Here is a 19,180-nt window from a genome sequence, read left to right as displayed (position 1 = left end):
CATGGCCGAGACGACGGCCCCGGCCCCGCGGCGGCGCACGTCGCCGCGGGGCCGGGCGAACGCCCGGTTCGGGCTGGTCCTCGCCACCCCGGCGCTGGTGTTCGTGCTGGGACTGGTCGCCTGGCCGGCGATCCGCACGACGATCTACTCGCTGCAGCGGGTCAGCTTCCGCGGCGAGGCGCGGTGGGCGGGGCTCGCGAACTTCCGGACGCTGTTCGCCGACGAGCAGTTCCGCCACGCGCTCACCACAACGGTGCTCTACGCGGTCGGCTTCCTGCTCGTCTCCACGCTGCTGGGGCTCGGGTTCGCGCTGCTGCTCAACACCGGCTTCCGCGGCCAGTGGCTGGCCCGCAGCCTGCTCATCGTCCCGTGGGCCTGCCCCTGGGTGATGGTCGGCATGATCTGGAAATGGTTCGTCGACGGCGAGGTGGGCGCGCTCAACGGCGCCCTCCTGGCCCTCGGCCTGGACGGCGTGGCGCCGCTGTCGGACAGCACCGGCGCCCTCGTCGTCGCGATTCTCGCCGGCGCCTGGCGGCAGGCGTCGTTCACCGGGCTGCTGTTTCTGGCCGGGCTGCAGACGATCCCGCGGGAGTTGCCGGAGGCCGCGATGGTCGACGGAACCAACGCCTGGCAGCGGCTGCGACACCTGACGCTGCCCTGGCTGCGGCCGGTCATCGTCGTCGTGGTCATCATCAACACGATCTTCGGGTTCATGCAGTTCGACACGATCTGGGCGCTGACCCAGGGCGGCCCCGGCGGCGCCACCTCGGTGCTGTCGATCTACCTGTACCAGCAGCTGTTCGTCTACACGAACACCGGCCTCGGCTCGGCCACCGCCGTCGTCCTCGGCGGCGTCGCGCTCGTCCTCGGGTTCGTGTTCGTCAAGCTGCTGTACCGCTCGAGCACGATCACGGAGGGCATCGAGTGAGGCGCTCACGGCTCGCCTCGGCCGGGATCTACATCGGCTTCGCGCTGTTCCTCGTCTGGATCCTGTTCCCGCTGTACTTCACCGTGCTGAGCAGCTTCATGGGGCCGTCGGAGATCGGCGCCAAGCCGTTCCACTGGTGGCCGCACGACCCCACTCTCGCCAACTACGTCGCCATCTTCACCGGCAACAGCGCGCCGTTCTCCACCGGGCAGGACGGCGGGATCGTCTCGAGCACCGACGCGGTCGCCCGGCTGATGCCCGCGATTGCCCGCAGCCTGGTTGTCGGCGTCGTCGTGGTCGCCAGCAACCTGGTCATCGCCGGCGCCGCCGGGTACGCGTTCTCGCGGTACGAGTTCCGCGGCTCGCGTCTGGCGTACCTGCTGCTGCTCGCCTCGCGGGTGGTGCCGGCCATCGCGATCGTGCTGCCATTCTTCGTCGCGTTCCGGCAGCTCGGGCTGCTCAACACGTCGCTTGCCCTGATCATCAGCTACAACGCGTTCACGCTGCCGTTGGCGATCTGGCTGCTCAAGACGTACTTCGACAGCGTACCCAAGGAACTGGAGGAGGCCGCCGAGGTCGACGGCGCGTCCCGGTTGCGCTGCCTACTGGTGGTCGTCACCCCGATCGCCCGGCCCGGGCTGATCGCCGCCGGCCTGCTGGTCTTCCTGGAGGCGTGGAGCGAGTTCTTCTACTCGCTGGTGCTCACCAACGCCCTCACGGTACCGCCGGTCGTGGCGGGCCTGCAGAACCTTCAGCAGTTCTCCTGGACGACGCTGGCCGCGGCCACCATGTTCACGGTCGTCCCGCCGGTGCTCATCGCTCTGGCGTTTCAGCGGTACATCGTGACAGGTCTCGCCGCAGGGAGTGTGAAGTGATCGAAAGTCTTGCCGGAAAGGTCATGACCGTCCTCGGGCCGATCGAGCCCGAGGACATGGGCAACACCCTCAGCCACGACCACGTGCTGGTCGACGGGTGGGGACTGCGCCAGCTGTACGAGGCGATCCTCGACGACGAGGAGATCGCCGTCGAGGAGGTCCGCCGGTTCGCTGCGGCCGGCGGCCGCACGATCTGCGACCCGACGAACATCGGGCTCAAGCGCGATCCGCAGGCCCTGCGCCGGATCAGCGAGGCCAGCGGCGTCAACATCGTGATGGGCGCCGGCTGGTATCGCGAGGTCGTCTATCCCGGATACATCACCACCGACAGCACCGAAGCCCTCGCCGACCGCCTCGTCGCCGAGATCACCGACGGCGTCGACGGCAGCGGCATCCGCCCCGGCTTCATCGGCGAGATCGGCACCGAGCGCGGTCACATCACCCCGCACCAGGAGCGGGTGTTCCGCGCCGCCGGCCGGGCCCACCGCCGCACCGGCTGCCCGATCATGACCCATACCACCCACTGGGGCGAGCTGGCCCTCGAGCAGCTCGACCTGCTCGCCGAGGAGGGGGTCGACCCGGGCCGCGTCATCGTGTCGCACCTGGGCGACCGGCGCGGGACGAAGTGGTGGCTGCCGATCGCCGAACGAGGCGCCTGGCTCAACATCGACAACCTGGCCTTCGTGCAGGGTTACGCGCCCCTGTCGTTCCGGGCCGACAACGTCGCCGAGCTGACTGCCATGGGACTGGCCGGGCAGCTGATGCTGTCCAACGACATCTGCGAGCTGGGCCAGCTCGCCGCGTACGGCGGACCGGGCTACGCCAACGTGATCGAGGCCTTCCTGCCCATGCTGCGCGACCGGGGAGTGTCCGAGGAGGACATCCACCGTATGACGGTCGCAAACCCCGCCCGGGCGTTCGCGTACGCGGCGGCGCCCGCCACAGAACCTGGAGAACAACCATGAGCACATCAGTCGTGGTCGGCGCGGGTCGAGGCATCGGGCAGGCGATCGGCGAGGACCTCGCCCGCGCCTGCCCCGGCGACCGGCTGGTCCTCGCCGACATCGACGCCGACCTCGTCGAACGCGTCGCGGCCACGCTGCGGGTGCAGGGCGTCGAGGCGGTCGCCCGCCACGTCGATGTCACGGACGAGAAATCGGTACAGGACCTGGTCGCCGAGACCGCCGAGGCGGACAAGGTCGCGATCGCCGCCGGGATCTTCGACAGCTCACCCACCCTCGACGTCACCGCTGCCGACTTCGAGCGCATCCTGCGGGTCAACACCATCGGCTGCTTCGACGTGGCCCGCCGCTACGCCGCCGGCATGGCCGCCAGCGGCAGCGGGTCCATCGTGGCGGTCGCGTCCGTCGCCGCGCGGATGCCCCGGATGCGGCAGGCCGCCTACGCGGCGTCCAAGGCCGCCCTGCGCCAGTCGCTACGGGTCCTCGCCTTGGAGGTCGCCGGCAGCGGAGTCCGGGTCAACACAGTCTCGCCCGGGCCGACGGACACGGAGATGATGCGGCAGCTCGCCAGCGACCACGCGTCCGTCGACGACCTGGCCGACGGTAGCCTGCTGGCGTTCCGCCCCCGCATCCCGGCCGGCCGGGTCGCCCGCGGCAGCGACGTTGCCGCCGTGGTGCGCTTCCTGCTCTCCGCGGAGAGCTCCCACGTCCTGCTCGGCGACATCGTCGTCGACGGCGGCGAGCTGCTGGGCATGTGAGGAGCGATGTCGTGATGAGGCTTGGCATCGTCGGTGCCGGGATCATGGGCGCCAAGGTGGCGGCGACCGCCGAACGGCTGCCCGGGGTGCGGGTCACCGCCGTCGCCGACCCGGTTGCCGAACGCGCCGCCGCGCTGACCGACCGGTCGGGCGGCATCCCGTTCGCCGGCTTCCAAGAACTGCTCGACTCCGGCGCGGTCGACGCCGTCTACCTTGGGCTGCCCCACGACGGCCACGCCGACGCCTGCGTCGAGGCGGCGGCAAGCGGCGTCCACGTCCTGATCGACAAGCCGCTGTGCAACACCGTCGCTGAGGCGGACCGGATCATCGCGGCCCGGGACGCGGCCGGCATCGTGCTCATGGTCGGGTTCAGCTACCGGTTCCGGGCCGAGTGGCTCGCGGCCCGAGGGCTGGTCGCCGACGGCGTGATCGGGGAGCCGCTGTCGGTCACCGACGTGATCGTCGAGGCGACGCCCGACACGCCGCCCTGGTACTGGGACACCGGCCGTGGCGGCGGGATCCTGCAGCTGCAGTCGCACCACTGCTTCGACCGGCTGCCGTGGCTGGTCGGCATGCCCCTGGCCGAGCTGACCTGCCGCACCACCGGCCTGGCCGGGGAGGCCGAGTCGGCGGCCGCGATCACCGGCACGTTCGCGCCGGGCGCGGTCGCCGGGATCTCGCTGTCGTTCGGCCGCACGCACGTGGCCGGCCCCCGGTCGCTGACCGTCGTGCAGGGCAGCGCCGGGCAGCTGCGGATCGAGCAGGGCGGCGCGCTCGCCGTGTCGTCCAACGCGGGGGAGCGGGCCGAGTCGTACGCCGACGACGACTGGCTGCACCGGCAGCTCTCGGCGTTCGTGGCGGCCTGCACCGGGCCGGAGCCCGCCGTTCCGGCCGCCGAGGACGGGCGGCTGGCCGTGGTCTGCGCCGCCGCCGCGGCCGAGTCGGCCCGCACCGGGCAGCCGGTGCGCCTGTCATGACCGGGTTCGTGCTGCGCGGCGGCCTCGTCTGCGACCCCGAGACCGGCACCCTGGCCCCGGGGGACGTCGTCGTGCGCGACGGGCGGATCGCCGGCACCGCCGGCCCGGGGGACCGGGTCGTGGACGTGTCGGGGCTGGTGGTGACGCCTGGGCTGGTCGACCTGCACACGCACGTCTTCGTCGGCCAGGACCTCGGCGTCGACCCGGACGTGCTCGGCCCGCCCAGCGGGGTCACGACCATGGTGGACACCGGCAGCGCCGGCGCGCACCTGTTCGGGGCGTTCGTCCGCGGTACGGTCGAACAGGCCCGCACCCGGATCGGCGCGTTCATCAACATCTCCACCGTCGGCACCACGAGCATCCTGCTGTCCGGAGAGCTGAAGACCCTCCCGTACGTCGACCCCGCCGCCTGCCGCGCGGCGATCGCCGAGCACCGGGAACGGATCATCGGCGTGAAGGTCCGGGCGTCCGCCGACGTCGCCGGCGACAACGGCGTCGTGGCCCTGGACCGGGCTCGCGAGGTCGCCGACGCCGAGGGGCTGCCGCTGATGGTGCACCTCGGGCCGCCGCCGGCGTCCCTGGCCGACATCCTGGCCCGGCTCGGCCCCGGCGACGTGCTCACCCACTGCTTCACCGGCTTGTCCGGCACCCCGTACACCGAGCGCGGCCGGGTCGTCGACCTGGTTTGCGAGGCCCGGCAGCGCGGCGTGCTCTTCGACGTCGGGCACGGCATGTGCGGCTTCGACCTGGAGCAGGCCCGGGCCGCGGTCGGCGCCGGGTTCCTGCCCGACACGATCAGCTCCGACCTGCACACCTACTCCCGCGACATCGTCGGCGGCCTGCCTGACGTGATGGCGAAGTTCCTCGGGCTCGGCGTCGCCCTGCCCGAGGTGGTCCGCCGCACGACGGTGGCGCCGGCCCGGGTCGCCGGGCTGGACGGCGCCGGTGTCGGGACCCTCCGAGCCGGTGCGCCGGCCGACGTCGCGGTCCTGCGGGTGACCGAAGATCCGGCCCCGGCCGTCTCGGCCGTGCTGACCGTCCGGGCCGGCGAGATCGTGTACCGCGCCGAACCAATCTGAAGGAGGCATCGACACATGGACATCTATACCGAACTGGGCGTGCGGACCATTGTCAACGCGGTCGGGCCGGCCACCCGGCTGGGCGGCCTGCCGCTGTCCGACGAGGTCGTGGAGGCGATGCGGGCGGCGGGCGCACGCAACGTGCGCATGGACGAGCTCCAGGAGGCCGCCGGCGCCGAGATCGCCGCCCTGCTCGGCGCGCCCGCCGCCTACGTCACCAGCGGCGCCGCCGCGGCCCTGAGCCTCGCCACCGCGGTCTGTCTCGCCGGCGACCGCCCGGCGGCCATCGACGTGCTGCCCGAGGTTGCCGGGCCCCGCCGCCGGGTCATCATCCAGCGGGCCCACCGGGACCCCTACGACCACGCGCTGACCGCCGTCGGCGCGGACCTGGTCGAGATCGGCTACCCCGGCTCGACCCGCCGCGACGAGCTCGTCCGCGAGCTCGACGAACGGGCCGCGCTGGTGCTGTGGCGGCCCGGCCGCGGCGGCGACCACCTCGGCATCGCCGAGGTCTCGGAGCTGGCCCACCGCGCCGGTGTTCCGGTGCTCGTCGACGCCGCGATGGACGTACCACCGCTGGCGAGGCTCGCGGAACTGTTCGACGGTGGCGCCGACCTGGTCGCGATCAGCGCCGGGAAGGCGTTCCGGGGCCCGCACACCGCCGGGATCCTCTGCGGCCGGGCCGACCTGGTCGGTGCCGTCGCCCTGCACCACCAGGACATGGACATCCGGCCCCGCACCTGGCAGCGTTCGGAGATCACCGGCGCCGACCCCGTCCGCGGCCGGCACGGCATCGGCCGGGGCATGAAGGTCGGCCGCGAACAGATCATCGGCCTGCTCGTCGCCCTGCGGGCGTTCGTCCGGGACCCGGACGCCCACCACCGGCACGGGGCGCAGGAGCTGGCCGACATCCGGGCCGCGCTGGAGGCCGACGCCCGGTGCGTGGTCCGGGACGGCTACGAGCACCACCTCGACGTGCCAGTGCTCGAGATCGACCTGTCCGCATCGGGTCGCGACGCCGACGACGTTGTGCGGGAGCTGGACCGGGGGGCGCCCCGCATCCACGTCGGGGAGGACCGAGCCTGGCAGGGCGTGCTCGTCGTCAACCCGATGGGACTGCGGCCCGGCGACGGTGCCGCGTTCGCGAAGCGGCTGGTCGAGGTGCTCGACCAATGACGAGCCCGTGGCGGCTGTCGGCGGTGCCGGTGGCCCGCATGCCGATCGTGGGCTCGGCGGCGTTCTTCGGCCGCAACGACCCCGACTTCTACGACCTGTGGTTCTACGTCTGGCTGGTCACCGACGGCGAGCGGACCGGGCTGATCGACACCGGCCTGCCGATCGGCGCCGCCGACCGGGCGGCGCTGGAGAAGGCCAATCAGGCCCTTGACCCGCGATGCGCGTTCCACGACGTGCGGCTGCTGCCGGACGCCCTCGACGTGCTCGGGGTCCGTGGCGAGGACGTCGACTTCGTCCTGCTCACCCAGACGGTTACCTACCACACCGGCGGCCTCCTGCCGGACCTGCTCCCGCGGGCCACGATCTACGCCTCGTACGCCGGGGTGCGGGAGATGTTGTGCGCGCCGCCGGGGCACCCGCCGACCGAGTTCTACTTCACGAGCGGCACCTGGTCGTTGCTGCGGGACCTGGCGGTCGCCGGGCGGCTCGTGCTGACCGACGGGCCGGTCACCGTGGCGCCCGGGCTGGAGTTCGAGACGACCGGCGGCCACCACCCCGGCTCGGCCGGCGTCCGGGTCCGCCGCGCCGACGGCGTGGTCGGCCTGCTGGAGACGGCGTTCTTCGACCGCAACATCGCCGAGGAGCTCCCGATCGGCATCGCCGAGGACGCCGCCGAGTGCCGACGGGCCATCAAACAGTATCGACGCGTGTGTGATGAGGTGGTGGCGTTGCACGACCCGGGCAACGCGGCGCGCTTCCCGATCGAACCTGGGCGGGACAGCCGGTCACACCTCAGCACGCAAGGAGGCCAGCGTCATGACCGCCATCCGTAACACCCCGCCGAACGTCCAGTCCACGACCGGCGTCAAGTCTGCCGAGCGGGCTCTGGATCTCATGGAGTACCTGGCGTCGCACCGCTCCGGCGCGACGTTCCCGCGGATCAGCCAGGACCTGGGCTTTCCCAAGAGCAGCCTGCACGCGCTGCTGGGCACGCTGGTGGGCCGTGGCTGGATCTATCTGGATGAGGAGCAGCGCCTTTACCGGATCGGGGTGCGGGTCTGGGAGACCGCGCAAAGCTTCGACTACCTGGACAGTCTCGCCCAGCGGGCCGAACCGTACCTACGGGCGGCCCGCGACGAGCTCAACGAGACCGTGCAGCTCGCCGTGCTCGACGGCATCGACAACGTCTACATCGCCAAGGTCGAGGCCGACCATCCGCTGCGGCTCGTGTCCCGGGTCGGGATGCGGCTGCCCGCCTACGCCACCGGCCTGGGCAAGGTGCTGCTGGCCTACCTTGATCCGGCGGACCTGAGGGCACGCCTCGAGGGCGTGAGCATGCGCAGGTTCACGCAGCACACCGTCGCCACCTGGCAGCAGCTGCTCGAGCGGGTCCAGGACATCCGTGAGCGCGGCTTCGGCGAGGACGACGGCGAGTACACCCCCGGCGTCTTCTGCGTCGCCGTGCCGGTCAGGGACGGCACCGGGCGGGTGGTGGCCGCGATGAGCTGCTCCATCCCCCGTGTCCGGCTCGGTGAGGGACCGGCGCACCGCGACCACCTGGTGGACACGCTGACCCGCCACTGCGAGGCGATGTCCCGTGACCTCGGCTGGCGAGGCGGTGGCCAGTGACCCGGTGTTCGTCCACATCAGACACGCAACCCGAAGGTGGAGACATGGTGCAACAGATCCGGACCGACCAGGCCCCGGCCCCGGCCGGGGCGTACTCGCAGGGGCTGCTCGTCAATGGGCTGATCTTCACCGCAGGGATGGGTCCGGTCGACCCGGCCACCGGGGAGATCGTCGGCCGTGACGTCGGCGAGCAGACCGTCCAGGTCCTGCGCAATCTTGACGCGGTGCTAGGGGCCGGTGGAAGTTCACTCAGCCGGGTCGTGAAGGTCACCGTGCACCTGGCGGACCTGGCCGACTTCGCCGCCTTCGACCGGGCGTACGGCCGGCTGATGTCCGAGCCGCGCCCGGTGCGCACGACGGTGGGATCGACGCTGGCCGCAGGCATGCTCGTCGAGATCGACTGCGTGGCGGCAGCGGGCGGCTGACGCCACGCCGGCGGCGCTCAGGACAGGGGGGCCATCAGCGGGGCGAGCCGGCCTGCGCAGGCTCGCAGCGCCGGCAGGTACCGCTGGGCGCGGTCGCCGGCACCGCCCGCGCGGGCCGAGGGGATGGAACAGCTCACGGCGGCGACGACCGCCCCCGACTCGCTGCGCACCGGCACGGCGACGCAGTAGAGCCCAACGGTGTACTCGCCGTCGTCCTCGGCGAAGCCGCTGGTCCGCACGGCCGCGAGCCGGCGCAGCAACTCGGCCTTGTCGCCGACAGTGCTCTTGGTGAACCGCTGCAACGTCACCCCGATCAGCCGGCGGCGCAGCTCGCCCGCGGGCAGGCCGGCCAGCAGCACCTTGCCCAGCGCCGTGGTGTGCGCGGGCAGCCGCAGGCCGACGCCGGAGACCAGGCGCAGCGGATGGTCGGACTCCTCCTTGGCCAGATAGACGTTGTCGAGTCCGTCCAGGACGGCCAGCTGCACCGTCTCGTTGAGCTCGTCACGCAGCGCGCGCATCTCAGGTCCAATGAGGACGGTGATGTTCCGGTTGTGTGCGTACGCCTGCCCGACCTCCCAGGCGCGCAGCCCGACCCGGTACACCCGGGAGTCCGGCTCCATGAACAGGTAGCCGCGGTCCGACAGCACCCGCAACAGCCCGTGCAGGCTACTGCGGGGGAGCTTCAGGGCGGTGCGGATACCGCTGGCGTCGAGCCCGTCGGTGTGCCCCGCGACCAGGTCCAGGATCTGCAGTACCCGTTCGGCCGACTTGATGGAGCCGGCCGGCGCCGCGGCGTCCGCGGCGTCCTGAGATCGGGTTGTCGGCGCCATGGTTTCCGTCCGCCTTTGTCCGTGAGTCGAGTCCCGAGCAGGGTGCCACACGCGTCCGATCGTAGGCAATCAACCGCTTCTGAGCTGCGAAAATTCTCGAATGATTCAGATATCTGAACGCGTATTCCCATATCCGATCACCGCGTCTACAGTCGTGGACCAAGTCCCGCGTCCCTCCGACACACCAACTGCCACACGAGGTGGACTGGAATGTTGAGACACCGATCCGCACTTCTGGCGGCCGCTGTCGTGGCTTCACTGAGCCTGACGGCCGCATGCGGCGACACCGACGAACCCACCAAGTCCGCCCAGGACGGCGGCACCCTCGAGATCACCCACTGGGACCTGCTGGCACCGAGCTACGGCGCGAAGATGTGGGAGACCTTCCAGGGCTACCAGCAGCAGAACCCGAAGGCGACGCTGACCAAGCAGGAAATCACCCGGGCCGACTACGAGACCACCATCAAGACGCAGATCGCCGCGGGCGGCGGCCCCGACGTGTTCGCCGTCGCCGACACGTTCCTGCCCGAGCTCGCCGAGGCGGGCGTCCTCGAACCGCTCGACGGCGTCTTCGGCGCCGACGCGAAGCTCAACGTCACCAACGAGGGCGGCAAGTGGCGGGGCAAGCAGCTCGCCATCACCGCCCAGATCGCGCCCTACGCGTTCCTGTGGAACAAGGACATCCTGGCCCAGGCCGGCGTCCAGCCGCCGACCACGCCCGAGGAACTCGTCACGGCGGCGAAGACCATCAAGGAGAAGACGGGCATCACCGGCTTCGCGGTGCGCCACCGCATCGCCGAGGAGAACCCGTGGTGGATCGACTTCAACAACTGGCCGCAAGGCTTCGGCGGCGGCTGGTCCGACGGCAAGACCCTCACCATCGACCGCCCGGAGAACATCGCCGCGCTCAAGGCCTACAAGGCCGTCTACGACTCCGGCGCCTTCGCCGTGGGTGATGACGCGTCGACCTTCCGCACGAAGTTCAAGGAGGGCAAGCTGGCGATGCTCATCGACGCGACCGGCGCGCCGACCGCGATGATCAGCGACAAGGTGCCGGGCACCTCCATCATGTCCTCGAAGCTGCCGTTCCCGGGCAAGAACACCAGCCAGGTCGGCATCTACTTCGTCATCAACAAGCACTCCAAGAACAAGGAGCTGGCCAAGGACTTCCTGCGCTGGCTGGTCCAGCCGCAGCCGCAGCAGAAGCTCTCCGAGGTCATCGGCAACGCCTCGACCGTGGCCGTCGACACGACCGTCCCCGAGGCGTACGTGAAGGCCAACCCGTGGGTCACCGCCTACCGGGAGAACGCGCCGTTCTCGCACGGCGCCGTGGTGAACGGGTTCGAGGCCAAGACCCCGCAGATCCGCCACATCGTGCTGCAGTGGATCGAGAAGGTGCTGCTGCAGAACGTCCCGCCCGAGGAGGCCCTCACCAAGGCGGCCCAGGAGGCCAAGGCGGCGGTCGGGGGCTGACCCGCCGCCGGCGCGGTAGGTGCCGGTCAAGCGGCATCTACCGCGCACGATCCCCGAAGGAGGGCCATGAGCACCCGATCGCGGCTGGCGCCGTACCTGTTCGTCGGCGGTGCGGCAGTCTATCTGTTGGTGTTCACCGCCACCCCGCTGCTGCGCGGGGTGCTGCTCAGCTTCACCGACACCAAGCTGCTCAACCCCGACGGCGGCGAGTACGTCGGCCTGGACAACTACCACGACCTCCTCGTCGACGACCGGTTCGCGTCGTCGGTGCTCACCACGATCCTCTACACCGCCTGCACGGTCGCCGGGTCGCTGCTGCTCGGCACGGCCGCCGCGTTCGCGATCAACGACGGGTTCCGCGGCCGGGCCGTCGTGCGGGCCATCCTCACGATGCCGTGGGCGGTGCCGTCGATCGCCGTCGTGCTCGTCTTCACCTGGATCTTCAACGTCGGTGACGGGGTCGCCAACCGCGGCCTCGCCGTCCTCGGCATCGGTGAGCAGGGCTGGCTCATCGACCCCGACCTCGGCCTGCTGTCCGTGACCGCGGTCAGCGTCTGGAAGGTGTTCCCGTTCATCATGCTCGTCGTCCTCGCCGCCCTGCAGTCGGTGCCCGCCGAATTGCGCGAATCGGCCCGGGTCGACGGCGCCGACCGGTTCACCGCGCTCAAGGAGATCGTCCTGCCGCACATCGCGCCGACCCTGCGCATCGTCGCGCTGCTCATGACGATCTGGTCGCTGCGCCGGTTCGAGATCATCTACCTGCTCACCGGCGGCGGACCGGTCGATGCCACCAACACGCTCGTCATCAACGTCTACCGGGAGGCGTTCGCCAACTCCGACCTCGGCCGGGCGTCCGCGCTGGGGATGCTCGGTCTGTGCCTGTCCCTCGTCGTCACCGTCGTCTACTTCGTCGTCGAGCGGCGCTCGGCGCGGCGGGAGGCGCAGTGAAGCGGCTGACCGGAGCGGGTCCCGGGCGATGGCTCGCGGTCGTCGTGCTGATCGTCGTCGCCGGCTTCCCGGTGTACTGGATGCTCAACACCGCCCTCGCCACCCGCGAGGAACTGTTCAGCGGGCAGAGCCTGTGGCCGCGAGTCGACCGCATCGGCTCCATCTTCGACGTCTTCGGCAGCGATGTACCGCTGCTGCGCTGGCTCACCAACAGCGCGATCGTGGCGTCCGGCACGACGTTCTTCAGCCTGGCGCTCGCCGTGCTGGCCGGTTACGGGCTGTCGCGGTACCGCCGCTTCCACGGCCGCGGTCTCATCGGCTTCGCGCTGTTCGCCACCCAGATGCTGCCCGAGGCGCTGTTGATCGTGCCGCTCTACACGCTGTTCGTGTCGCTGGGCCTGATCAACGGACTGTTCGGCCTGGTGCTGGCCGACACGGCCTTCGCCATGCCGGTCGCCGCGTGGATCATCAAGTCGGCCGTGGACGGCGTCCCCTACGAGATCGAGGAGGCGGCCCGGGTCGACGGCGCCCCCCGGTTCGTGATCTTCTCCCAGGTCACGCTGCCGCTGGTGGCGCCGTCGGTGGCCGCGGCCGCCGTCATCACGTTCTTCGACGGCTGGAACGAGTACCTGTTCGCCTCGACATTCATCCGCGACTCGACGAAATGGCCGGCCAGCAAGGGCCTGTCGTCGTTCATCGGCGAGTTCATCACCCCGTTGTCGACGGTGTTCTCCGCCGCGCTGGTGTTCACCGTTCCCGCCATCATCTTCTTCCTACTGGTCCAGCGCCGGATCGTGAGCGGCCTCACCTCCGGTTCGGTGAAGGGGTAGGCATGCCAGCCATTGCGTTCCGGGGCATCCGGAAGTCCTACGGCGACACACCGGTCATCCACGAGTTCTCCACGGAGATCCCGGACCGGGAGTTCCTGGTGCTGCTCGGCCCGTCCGGATGCGGAAAGTCCACCATGCTGCGCATGATCGCCGGGCTCATCGACATCACCGGCGGTGATCTGCTCTTCGACGGCCAACGGGTCAACGACCTGGAACCCAAGCAGCGCAACGTCGCGTTCGTCTTCCAGTCCTACGCGCTCTACCCACACAAGACGGTGCGGGCCAACATCGCCTTCCCGCTGCTGATGAGCCGCTTCCGCTGGTGGCAGCACATCCCGGTGGTCGGCATGGTGGCGCGCTGGCGGGCGATGCGCGACCCCGCGATCACGACGAGAATCGAGCAGATCGCCGCGACCATGGAGCTCACGCCCTACCTCGACCGCCGGCCACGCACACTGTCCGGCGGGCAGCGGCAGCGGGTCGCACTGGCCCGGGCTCTGGTTCGCGAGCCCTCGATCTACCTGCTGGACGAGCCGCTGTCCAACCTGGACGCCAAGCTGCGGGCACAGATGCGCACCGAGATCACGGCGCTGCACCGGCGAGTGGGTGCGAGCTTCATCTACGTGACGCACGACCAGGTCGAGGCGATGACCATGGGTACCCGCATCATCCTGCTCAACGACGGCGTCGTGCAGCAGAGCGGGACCCCGCAGGAGATCTACGACGAGCCGGCGAACACCTTCGTGGCCCGGTTCATCGGTTCGCCGCCGATGAACCTCCTGCCCGTCACGGTCCAGGACGGACAGGCCACGATCGACGGCGGTACGACCGTGCCCGCCGACGGGGTGCCCGACGGGACGGCCCTGCTCGGCGTGCGAGCGGAGAAGGTACGGGTCGCCGCGACGGGCTCCGGCCTGCCGGCCCGGGTCGCGGTGGTGGAACGGCTGGGCGCCGAAACCGTGGTCGGATTCCGGCTCGGGCTCGCCGCCAACCCCGAGGAGCTCGGCGCCGCCGCCGTGCGCGACCTGCACTACGCGAAGGTACCGGGTAACGCCGGCCTCGCCGTCGACGACGAATGCCGGGTGCTGCTCGACCTGAGCGGCGCCTGCTGGTTCGACAGCCACAGCGGTGCGCGCATCGGCGCGCGGAAGGATGTACGCGTCGCATGAAAGCACTGCTCTACGCGGGGCCGCTCCAACTCGTCGTCACCGATCTCGACGTTCCGGCTCCTGCCGACGACGAGGTGCTGGTACGGGTGGCGGCGGCCGGGGTCTGCGGATCCGAGGTGGAGGGTTTCGCCACCCAGAGCCCATTCCGCAAGCCGCCACTGGTGATGGGCCACGAGTTCGCCGGGCACCGAGTCGACGACGGCACCCTGGTCACGGTCAATCCGCTGGTGGCGTGTGGCGATTGCGGCAACTGCCGGCGCGGCAGGACGAACATCTGCGACAACCGCAGCATCCTCGGGATCAACCGGGCGGGCGGCTTCGCCGAGTACGTGGCCGTGCCACGAGCCAACGTGCACCCGCTGCCGGCCGGTGTGTCCCCGCAGCGCGGAGCGTTCGTCGAACCCATGGCCAACGCCGTGCACGCTGCGAACCTGGTCGCCGACCGACTCGTCCCGGACGCCCGGGTCGGCGTGATCGGCGCCGGCATGCTGGGCACAGCGGTGCTGCTGGTGCTCCGCAGCCGCGGCCTGACCGGCATCCACGTCGCCGACCTGGCCGAACAGCGGCTGGCGACCGCGGTCAAGGCGGGCGCCGAGCGCACCGGGCAGCGGCTGACCGGCGCCTTCGACGTCATCGTGGACACGGTGGGCACGGCCGGGACCCGAGCCGACTCCGTCGCCCTGCTGCATCCGGGCGGTGCCGCGGTCTGGCTCGGCCTGCATGCCGCCGAGTCCGATGCGGACTGCAGGGCGATGATCCGGGGTGAGAAGGCGGTCCTGGGCAGCTTCTGCTACACCGCCGCGGAGTTCGCGGCGGCAGTGCCGCTGGTCGTCGCCGTCGACGAGGACTGGCTGGAACTTCGAGACCTCGCCGACGGTGTCGAGGTGTTCGAGGCGCTGATGCGAGGCCCATCGGCGCGCATCAAGACGATGCTGGTGCCCTGACCGGATGTCCCAATTCCTCCTCACGGCGAAAGCCGGGAGTCTGCTCGGGAGGGCTCGATGAGCCGTACGGTGGTGGTGGCAGGCGGCGGCACCGGCATCGGCCGGGCGGTCGCCGCGACGTTCGTCGGGAGCGGCGACCGGGTGGTGCTGGTGGGCCGGCGCGAGCCGACGCTGCGCGCCGCGGCGGAGACGCTCGGCCCCGCGGCGACCTGGGTCGCCGCCGACCTGAGCACGGCGGACGGTGCCGCGCGGGTGGCCCGCGCGGTGGACCGGGTGCACGTGATCGTGGCAGGCGCCGGGGGCACCGCTGCGGCGGTGCCGTCCGAACTGGACGCCATCGCCCGGGAGTGGCGTGCCGACTTCGACCAGAACGTGCTGACCGCTGTGTTGCTGGTGGCCGCGCTGCGGCCAAAACTGGCCGAGCAGGGCCGGGTGATCGGCATCGGCTCGATCGGCGCCCAACTCGGCAGCGGCTACAGCGGCTCGTACGGTGCGGCAAAGGCGGCCTTGCACGCGTGGATCTTCTGGCTCGCCGCGGAACTGGGGCCGGCCGGAGCCACCGCCAACCTGGTGTTGCCCGGATACGTGCCGGACACCGAGTTCTTCGGTGACCGGATGAACCCGCAGTTCCACCAGGCCAGGGTCGACCGCACCCTGGTCGGACGCGCCGGCACACCAGAGGACGTGGCGTCCGTCGTGAACTTCCTGGCCTCGCCCGGGGCATCGTTCATCACCGGGCAGCTGGTGGGAGTCAACGGGGGAACGGTCCTGGGACGATGAGCAGATGGCAGCCTCACCCGCACCGGCCCGCAGGTCAGTTGCCGTACGTGATGACCATCTGCCCGACTGTGAGTTCTCATTGGATGACCGCGGCGACCGCGACGGGCTGCGAGATGCAGAGCTAGTGACTGGCGGCGACCTCGCTGCCGGCGGCACCGGTCCGGGCGGCCATCGAGTGCTGCTGAGCATCTGGGAACGTCTGGTGGAACTCGACGTGGCCCGCCGGTACCATCTCTCTCCTGCGGCGGGCCACGTCGTCCACCACGCCATGACCATCAACCGGCCCGCCGACGAAGGAACGACGAACGTGGCCCACAACCAGGATCTTGCCTCGGCCTACGAGCTCATCTACACCGTCGCCGCAGGCAAGGACTATCAACGTGAGGCCTACGACATCACCGACCTGATCCGGCAACGGAATCCCACGGCGGACAGCCTCCTCGACGTCGCGTGCGGCACCGGACTGCACCTGTCCCATTTTCGCCACAGCTTCGCGCACGTCGAGGGGCTTGAGCTTGCCGAACCGATGCGCAAGGCCGCCATCGACCGCCTCGACGGGATCACGGTGCACGCTGGCGACATGCGTGACTTCCGGCTCACACGCAGGTTCAGCGCCGTCACCTGCCTGTTCTCCTCCATCGGCTATGCGCGGTCGGTCGAGGAACTCAACCAGACCGTGGACTGCCTCGCCGCACACCTGGAACCGGGCGGTGTCCTGCTCCTCGAGCCGTGGTTCACACCGAACCAATGGATCTCCGGACCAGTTGACACCGGCACGGCCGCTGACGGCCGGCGGCACCTCACCAGGATGTGCGTGTCCCATCAGAATGGCACAACGTCGACGCTGACCATGCACTACCTGCTCGGCGAGACGGGCACCGGCATCCGGCACTGGAGCGAGGAACACACCCTGACACTGTTCACAGACGAGCAGTACCGCCAAGCGATCCGCCAAGCGGGGCTGCACGACGTGCAGTGGCTTCCCGGCTGGGGCGACCTGCGACCACGCATCAGCGCCGTCAAGCGCCGACGTGCAAGGTTTACCGCACCGCACTCCGGCCCCGCGCCGCGCCCGTGAATACACCGCCCTCGGTATTGCCGCAATCTGCCGTGTGCGCCCAGGGGAACGACTGCACCCGCCTCACCCACGTGCTCGACACGATCCGGATAGCCCGGCACGGCCCCGGCCGCGGCCACGGGACGGCGAGGCTGGCATCAGCCGGTGCTGTTGAGGCGGATCACGGTGCTGGACCATTCGCCGGCGGCGCCACCAAGGGCTGACTCGTCTGCGCCGTGTTCTGCAATACTGCGCCGATGGACGGCTCGACTGGCCCGCAACGGCGGCTCGGCAAGCTGGCATGGTGGACGCTTGCCGGCATCGGGGCGATGGTCGTCGCCCTGGTGGTGCTCGCCGTCGCGACCCTGGGCGGCGGCCCGCCGGCCGGACGCAACGAGGCCGGCGAAGCGTCCGCGCCCGCATCGGCGACGACGATCGCGACGACTGCCATGGCTGGGACACCCGGCCCGTCCGCGGTGATCGGCTCCGGCGCGCCCGGCGCGACAGGTGCGACGGCCGGTCCCACTGCGACCAGCGGCACTGCCGGCGCGCCGCCCGGGCCGATCGACCTCTGCGGCGCCGTCGACTTCGGGCCGGTCGCCGGGCTGGGTACCGCCGCGACGCAGCCGGCCGTCGGGGACCACGCCGACAAGTCCGACTACACGTCGTACACCTGTGACCGGCCCTTCGCCGGGAACAACCTGCAGATCGCCGCGGACGTCACGGCCCTGATCGGCGCGGATGCGCCCGGCGCGTCCAGTCGCTTCGCCGACGCGCGGGCGCATGCGCCCGCGGACGCCGTGGACATCGCCGGGATCGGCTCGAGCGCCTTCGGTTACCAGATCGGCGACGGCGGAGTGCGCACCTACCAGCTGTGGGCGCTCGACGGCCGCACGCAGGTCGGGGTACGCCTGAAAGTGACGTCCTCGACGCCGCCGAGCATGCAATCCCTGCGGGACGCGGCCGCCGCGGTCGCGCGGTCCGCGATCGCCCGCCTGCACACGTGATTGACCCTGCCGGCGGGCGCCCCCCCGGCAGGGTCCGTCCTGCGTCGGATCAGTTGTTGTCGACGAAGGTGCGAGCGAGGCTCTGGCCGAGCGCCACCGCGTTGTTGTGGTTCTCGATGGGGGAGACCCGCTGCGAGCCCTGGAACACGATGTACGTCACGCCGGAGTCGGTGCCGCCGTTGCTCGGATCGGGGTTGATGCCCAGCGCGTTGGCGGTGGCATAGGACGCCTCCCCGATGATCCCCGTGGGCCCGGTATCACCGACCACGGCGTAGAGCACCTGGTTGTTGTAGATCACGGCGACAACCGTGCCGCAGCCGATCTGGTAGTTGGTGTAGTTCCAGATGGAGCTCGAGCTGGGGACCACGACGTAGGGCAGCTGTGCTGCGTTCAGCGGGCTGTTGCCCGACGTGTGGCAGAAGGTGTCCGCCTGGAAGCAGCAGTCCGTGGTCTCGTTGCACTGGGTGGTACGCACGCCGTCGCAGTCGATGTCCATGTCGGCTTTCCAGAACACGGCACCGGTCTTCTGGCACACGGCGACGGTCGCGGTCGTCACGTCGGAGTCCGTCTTGTACTTGCCGTTGGAGATCTGGTTGCACGTGGTCACCTTGGCCAGCAGGTCGGCCGCGGTCGGGGCGCCACCGCCGCCTCCGGAAGCGCCGAAGCGCAGCCGGTCCACGTTCGGGCCGCCGTTGCTCGTCGTCGCCGTAGCGCGGATCGTGTTGGCGCCGGCGTTGAACGTGGCCGTGAAGCTCTGGTCAGCCCAGGTGTCCCAGTTGGCCGTACCGTTGAAGGCCTGATTCGATGCCACGGTCGTACCGTTGACGGCGATTCACCGCGATGTCGGCGGGCCTGTCGGTGGTGGTGCCGTTGGAGTACCGGATCGTGATCGTGGCGGTGCCTGCGCTGGCGGCGTTCACCGTCCACTGCGTGTAGCTGCCGGCGACGTTGTCGTTGTTCACGAACCCGGTACCGGAGAAGTTGAGGTGGTTGGACTCCACCACGCCTTGCGAGATCGTCGCGTTCTCCGCCTCGTAGCGGGTCGTCGCGGCGCTGGCTGGTCCCGCCGGGGCCAGGACACCGAGCACTGCGCTCGCCATGCCGAGCACCGCGAGCACGGCTCGCTGTCTGCGTCTTCCCATTGGCTGCCTCCCTGTCGGGAAACTGTCAGTCAACCTTACTGACAGATGGTTCTCGATGCTAGGACCGCGCGCGAACCGGGGTCAACCCGCAACTTTTCAGCACTGCGACGTCTTGACCGCATCCGAGCCGCGCGCCTAGCATCGAGAGCCATTAAATAGTAAGAGTCTTTAACAGTTCGGGGGCGTGGCCG

21 protein-coding genes are annotated in these 19,180 nt (G+C 70.5%); 18 read left to right on the top strand and 3 right to left on the bottom strand.

All coding sequences use genetic code 11. From position 1 onward, the window contains the following. The first annotated feature begins 1 nt into the window (after position 1). From ABD352_RS27605 to ABD352_RS27560, 10 genes are read left to right on the top strand one after another with little or no spacing between them, the layout of a single operon-like run. Complete coding sequence (locus ABD352_RS27605) at positions 2–928, top strand: carbohydrate ABC transporter permease (RefSeq protein WP_344615401.1); 927 nt, start codon at positions 2–4, stop codon at positions 926–928. Further along, positions 925–1,803 (top strand): carbohydrate ABC transporter permease, encoded by an 879-nt coding sequence (locus ABD352_RS27600; protein ID WP_344615400.1) that lies wholly within the window; start codon positions 925–927, stop codon positions 1,801–1,803. The genes ABD352_RS27605 and ABD352_RS27600 overlap by 4 nt, the downstream gene beginning before the upstream one ends. After that, positions 1,800–2,768 carry a phosphotriesterase family protein gene (locus tag ABD352_RS27595; RefSeq protein WP_344615399.1) on the top strand — a complete coding sequence of 323 codons (969 nt, stop codon included), beginning with the start codon at positions 1,800–1,802 and terminating at the stop codon, positions 2,766–2,768. The genes ABD352_RS27600 and ABD352_RS27595 overlap by 4 nt, the downstream gene beginning before the upstream one ends. Next, positions 2,765–3,523: an SDR family NAD(P)-dependent oxidoreductase gene (locus ABD352_RS27590; RefSeq protein WP_344615398.1), complete on the top strand. Its 759-nt coding sequence runs from the start codon at positions 2,765–2,767 to the stop codon at positions 3,521–3,523. Before ABD352_RS27595 ends, ABD352_RS27590 begins: the two co-directional genes overlap by 4 nt. Before the next feature lie 14 nt (positions 3,524–3,537). Beyond that, a complete protein-coding gene (locus ABD352_RS27585; RefSeq protein ID WP_344615397.1) occupies positions 3,538–4,500 on the top strand; it encodes a Gfo/Idh/MocA family protein in 963 nt (320 codons plus the stop codon). Next, complete coding sequence (locus tag ABD352_RS27580; RefSeq protein WP_344615396.1) at positions 4,497–5,579, top strand: amidohydrolase family protein; 1,083 nt, start codon at positions 4,497–4,499, stop codon at positions 5,577–5,579. The genes ABD352_RS27585 and ABD352_RS27580 overlap by 4 nt, the downstream gene beginning before the upstream one ends. A 15-nt stretch (positions 5,580–5,594) precedes the next feature. Then, positions 5,595–6,755 (top strand): aminotransferase class V-fold PLP-dependent enzyme, encoded by a 1,161-nt coding sequence (locus tag ABD352_RS27575; RefSeq protein WP_344615395.1) that lies wholly within the window; start codon positions 5,595–5,597, stop codon positions 6,753–6,755. Further along, a complete protein-coding gene (locus ABD352_RS27570) occupies positions 6,752–7,588 on the top strand; it encodes an MBL fold metallo-hydrolase (RefSeq protein ID WP_344615394.1) in 837 nt (278 codons plus the stop codon). Before ABD352_RS27575 ends, ABD352_RS27570 begins: the two co-directional genes overlap by 4 nt. Continuing rightward, positions 7,572–8,384 (top strand): IclR family transcriptional regulator, encoded by an 813-nt coding sequence (locus ABD352_RS27565; RefSeq protein WP_344615393.1) that lies wholly within the window; start codon positions 7,572–7,574, stop codon positions 8,382–8,384. The genes ABD352_RS27570 and ABD352_RS27565 overlap by 17 nt, the downstream gene beginning before the upstream one ends. 44 nt (positions 8,385–8,428) lie before the next feature. Beyond that, positions 8,429–8,809 carry a Rid family detoxifying hydrolase gene (locus ABD352_RS27560; protein WP_344615392.1) on the top strand — a complete coding sequence of 127 codons (381 nt, stop codon included), beginning with the start codon at positions 8,429–8,431 and terminating at the stop codon, positions 8,807–8,809. A gap of 17 nt (positions 8,810–8,826) precedes the next feature. Here ABD352_RS27560 and ABD352_RS27555 read toward each other — a convergent pair whose 3' ends face one another. Next, a complete protein-coding gene (locus tag ABD352_RS27555) occupies positions 8,827–9,639 on the bottom strand; it encodes an IclR family transcriptional regulator (protein WP_344615391.1) in 813 nt (270 codons plus the stop codon). A 249-nt stretch (positions 9,640–9,888) separates the two neighbouring features. On the opposite strand from ABD352_RS27555, the gene ABD352_RS27550 reads away from it, so the two are divergent. The 8 genes from ABD352_RS27550 to ABD352_RS27515 all read left to right on the top strand — a co-directional run bounded on the left by ABD352_RS27550 (position 9,889) and on the right by ABD352_RS27515 (position 17,847). After that, a complete protein-coding gene (locus ABD352_RS27550) occupies positions 9,889–11,112 on the top strand; it encodes an ABC transporter substrate-binding protein (RefSeq protein ID WP_344615390.1) in 1,224 nt (407 codons plus the stop codon). A gap of 66 nt (positions 11,113–11,178) precedes the next feature. Further along, positions 11,179–12,060 carry a carbohydrate ABC transporter permease gene (locus tag ABD352_RS27545; RefSeq protein WP_344615389.1) on the top strand — a complete coding sequence of 294 codons (882 nt, stop codon included), beginning with the start codon at positions 11,179–11,181 and terminating at the stop codon, positions 12,058–12,060. Next, positions 12,057–12,890, top strand: coding sequence for a carbohydrate ABC transporter permease (locus ABD352_RS27540; RefSeq protein ID WP_344615388.1), 834 nt, complete (start codon positions 12,057–12,059; stop codon positions 12,888–12,890). The genes ABD352_RS27545 and ABD352_RS27540 overlap by 4 nt, the downstream gene beginning before the upstream one ends. Before the next feature lie 2 nt (positions 12,891–12,892). Continuing rightward, on the top strand, positions 12,893–14,059 hold the full coding sequence (locus tag ABD352_RS27535) for an ABC transporter ATP-binding protein (protein WP_344615387.1): 1,167 nt from the start codon (positions 12,893–12,895) through the stop codon (positions 14,057–14,059). After that, entirely contained in the window at positions 14,056–15,003 is a 948-nt protein-coding gene (locus ABD352_RS27530; RefSeq protein ID WP_344615386.1) for an alcohol dehydrogenase catalytic domain-containing protein, read from the top strand. Before ABD352_RS27535 ends, ABD352_RS27530 begins: the two co-directional genes overlap by 4 nt. A 57-nt stretch (positions 15,004–15,060) precedes the next feature. Next, a complete protein-coding gene (locus ABD352_RS27525; RefSeq protein ID WP_344615385.1) occupies positions 15,061–15,783 on the top strand; it encodes an SDR family NAD(P)-dependent oxidoreductase in 723 nt (240 codons plus the stop codon). A 4-nt stretch (positions 15,784–15,787) separates the two neighbouring features. Next, positions 15,788–16,861 (top strand): class I SAM-dependent DNA methyltransferase, encoded by a 1,074-nt coding sequence (locus tag ABD352_RS27520; RefSeq protein WP_344615384.1) that lies wholly within the window; start codon positions 15,788–15,790, stop codon positions 16,859–16,861. A 236-nt stretch (positions 16,862–17,097) separates the two neighbouring features. Further along, entirely contained in the window at positions 17,098–17,847 is a 750-nt protein-coding gene (locus ABD352_RS27515) for a hypothetical protein (protein ID WP_344615383.1), read from the top strand. A gap of 49 nt (positions 17,848–17,896) precedes the next feature. Here the strand turns inward: ABD352_RS27515 and ABD352_RS27510 are convergent, their stop codons facing one another. Together ABD352_RS27510 and ABD352_RS27505 are read right to left on the bottom strand one after the other, a co-directional pair. Beyond that, positions 17,897–18,658, bottom strand: a complete 762-nt coding sequence (locus tag ABD352_RS27510; RefSeq protein WP_344615382.1) for a glycoside hydrolase family 75 protein — start codon at positions 18,656–18,658, stop codon at positions 17,897–17,899. Next, the gene (locus tag ABD352_RS27505) at positions 18,606–18,965 is read right to left on the bottom strand and encodes a CBM35 domain-containing protein (RefSeq protein WP_344615381.1); all 360 of its coding nucleotides are present in this window, start codon (positions 18,963–18,965) and stop codon (positions 18,606–18,608) included. The genes ABD352_RS27510 and ABD352_RS27505 overlap by 53 nt, the downstream gene beginning before the upstream one ends. Between the last annotated feature and the right edge of the window lie 215 nt (positions 18,966–19,180).

The organism is Dactylosporangium salmoneum (genome assembly GCF_039532525.1).
In the GTDB taxonomy this organism is placed as follows: domain Bacteria; phylum Actinomycetota; class Actinomycetes; order Mycobacteriales; family Micromonosporaceae; genus Dactylosporangium; species Dactylosporangium salmoneum.
This window is presented reverse-complemented; position numbering and strand designations above follow the sequence as displayed.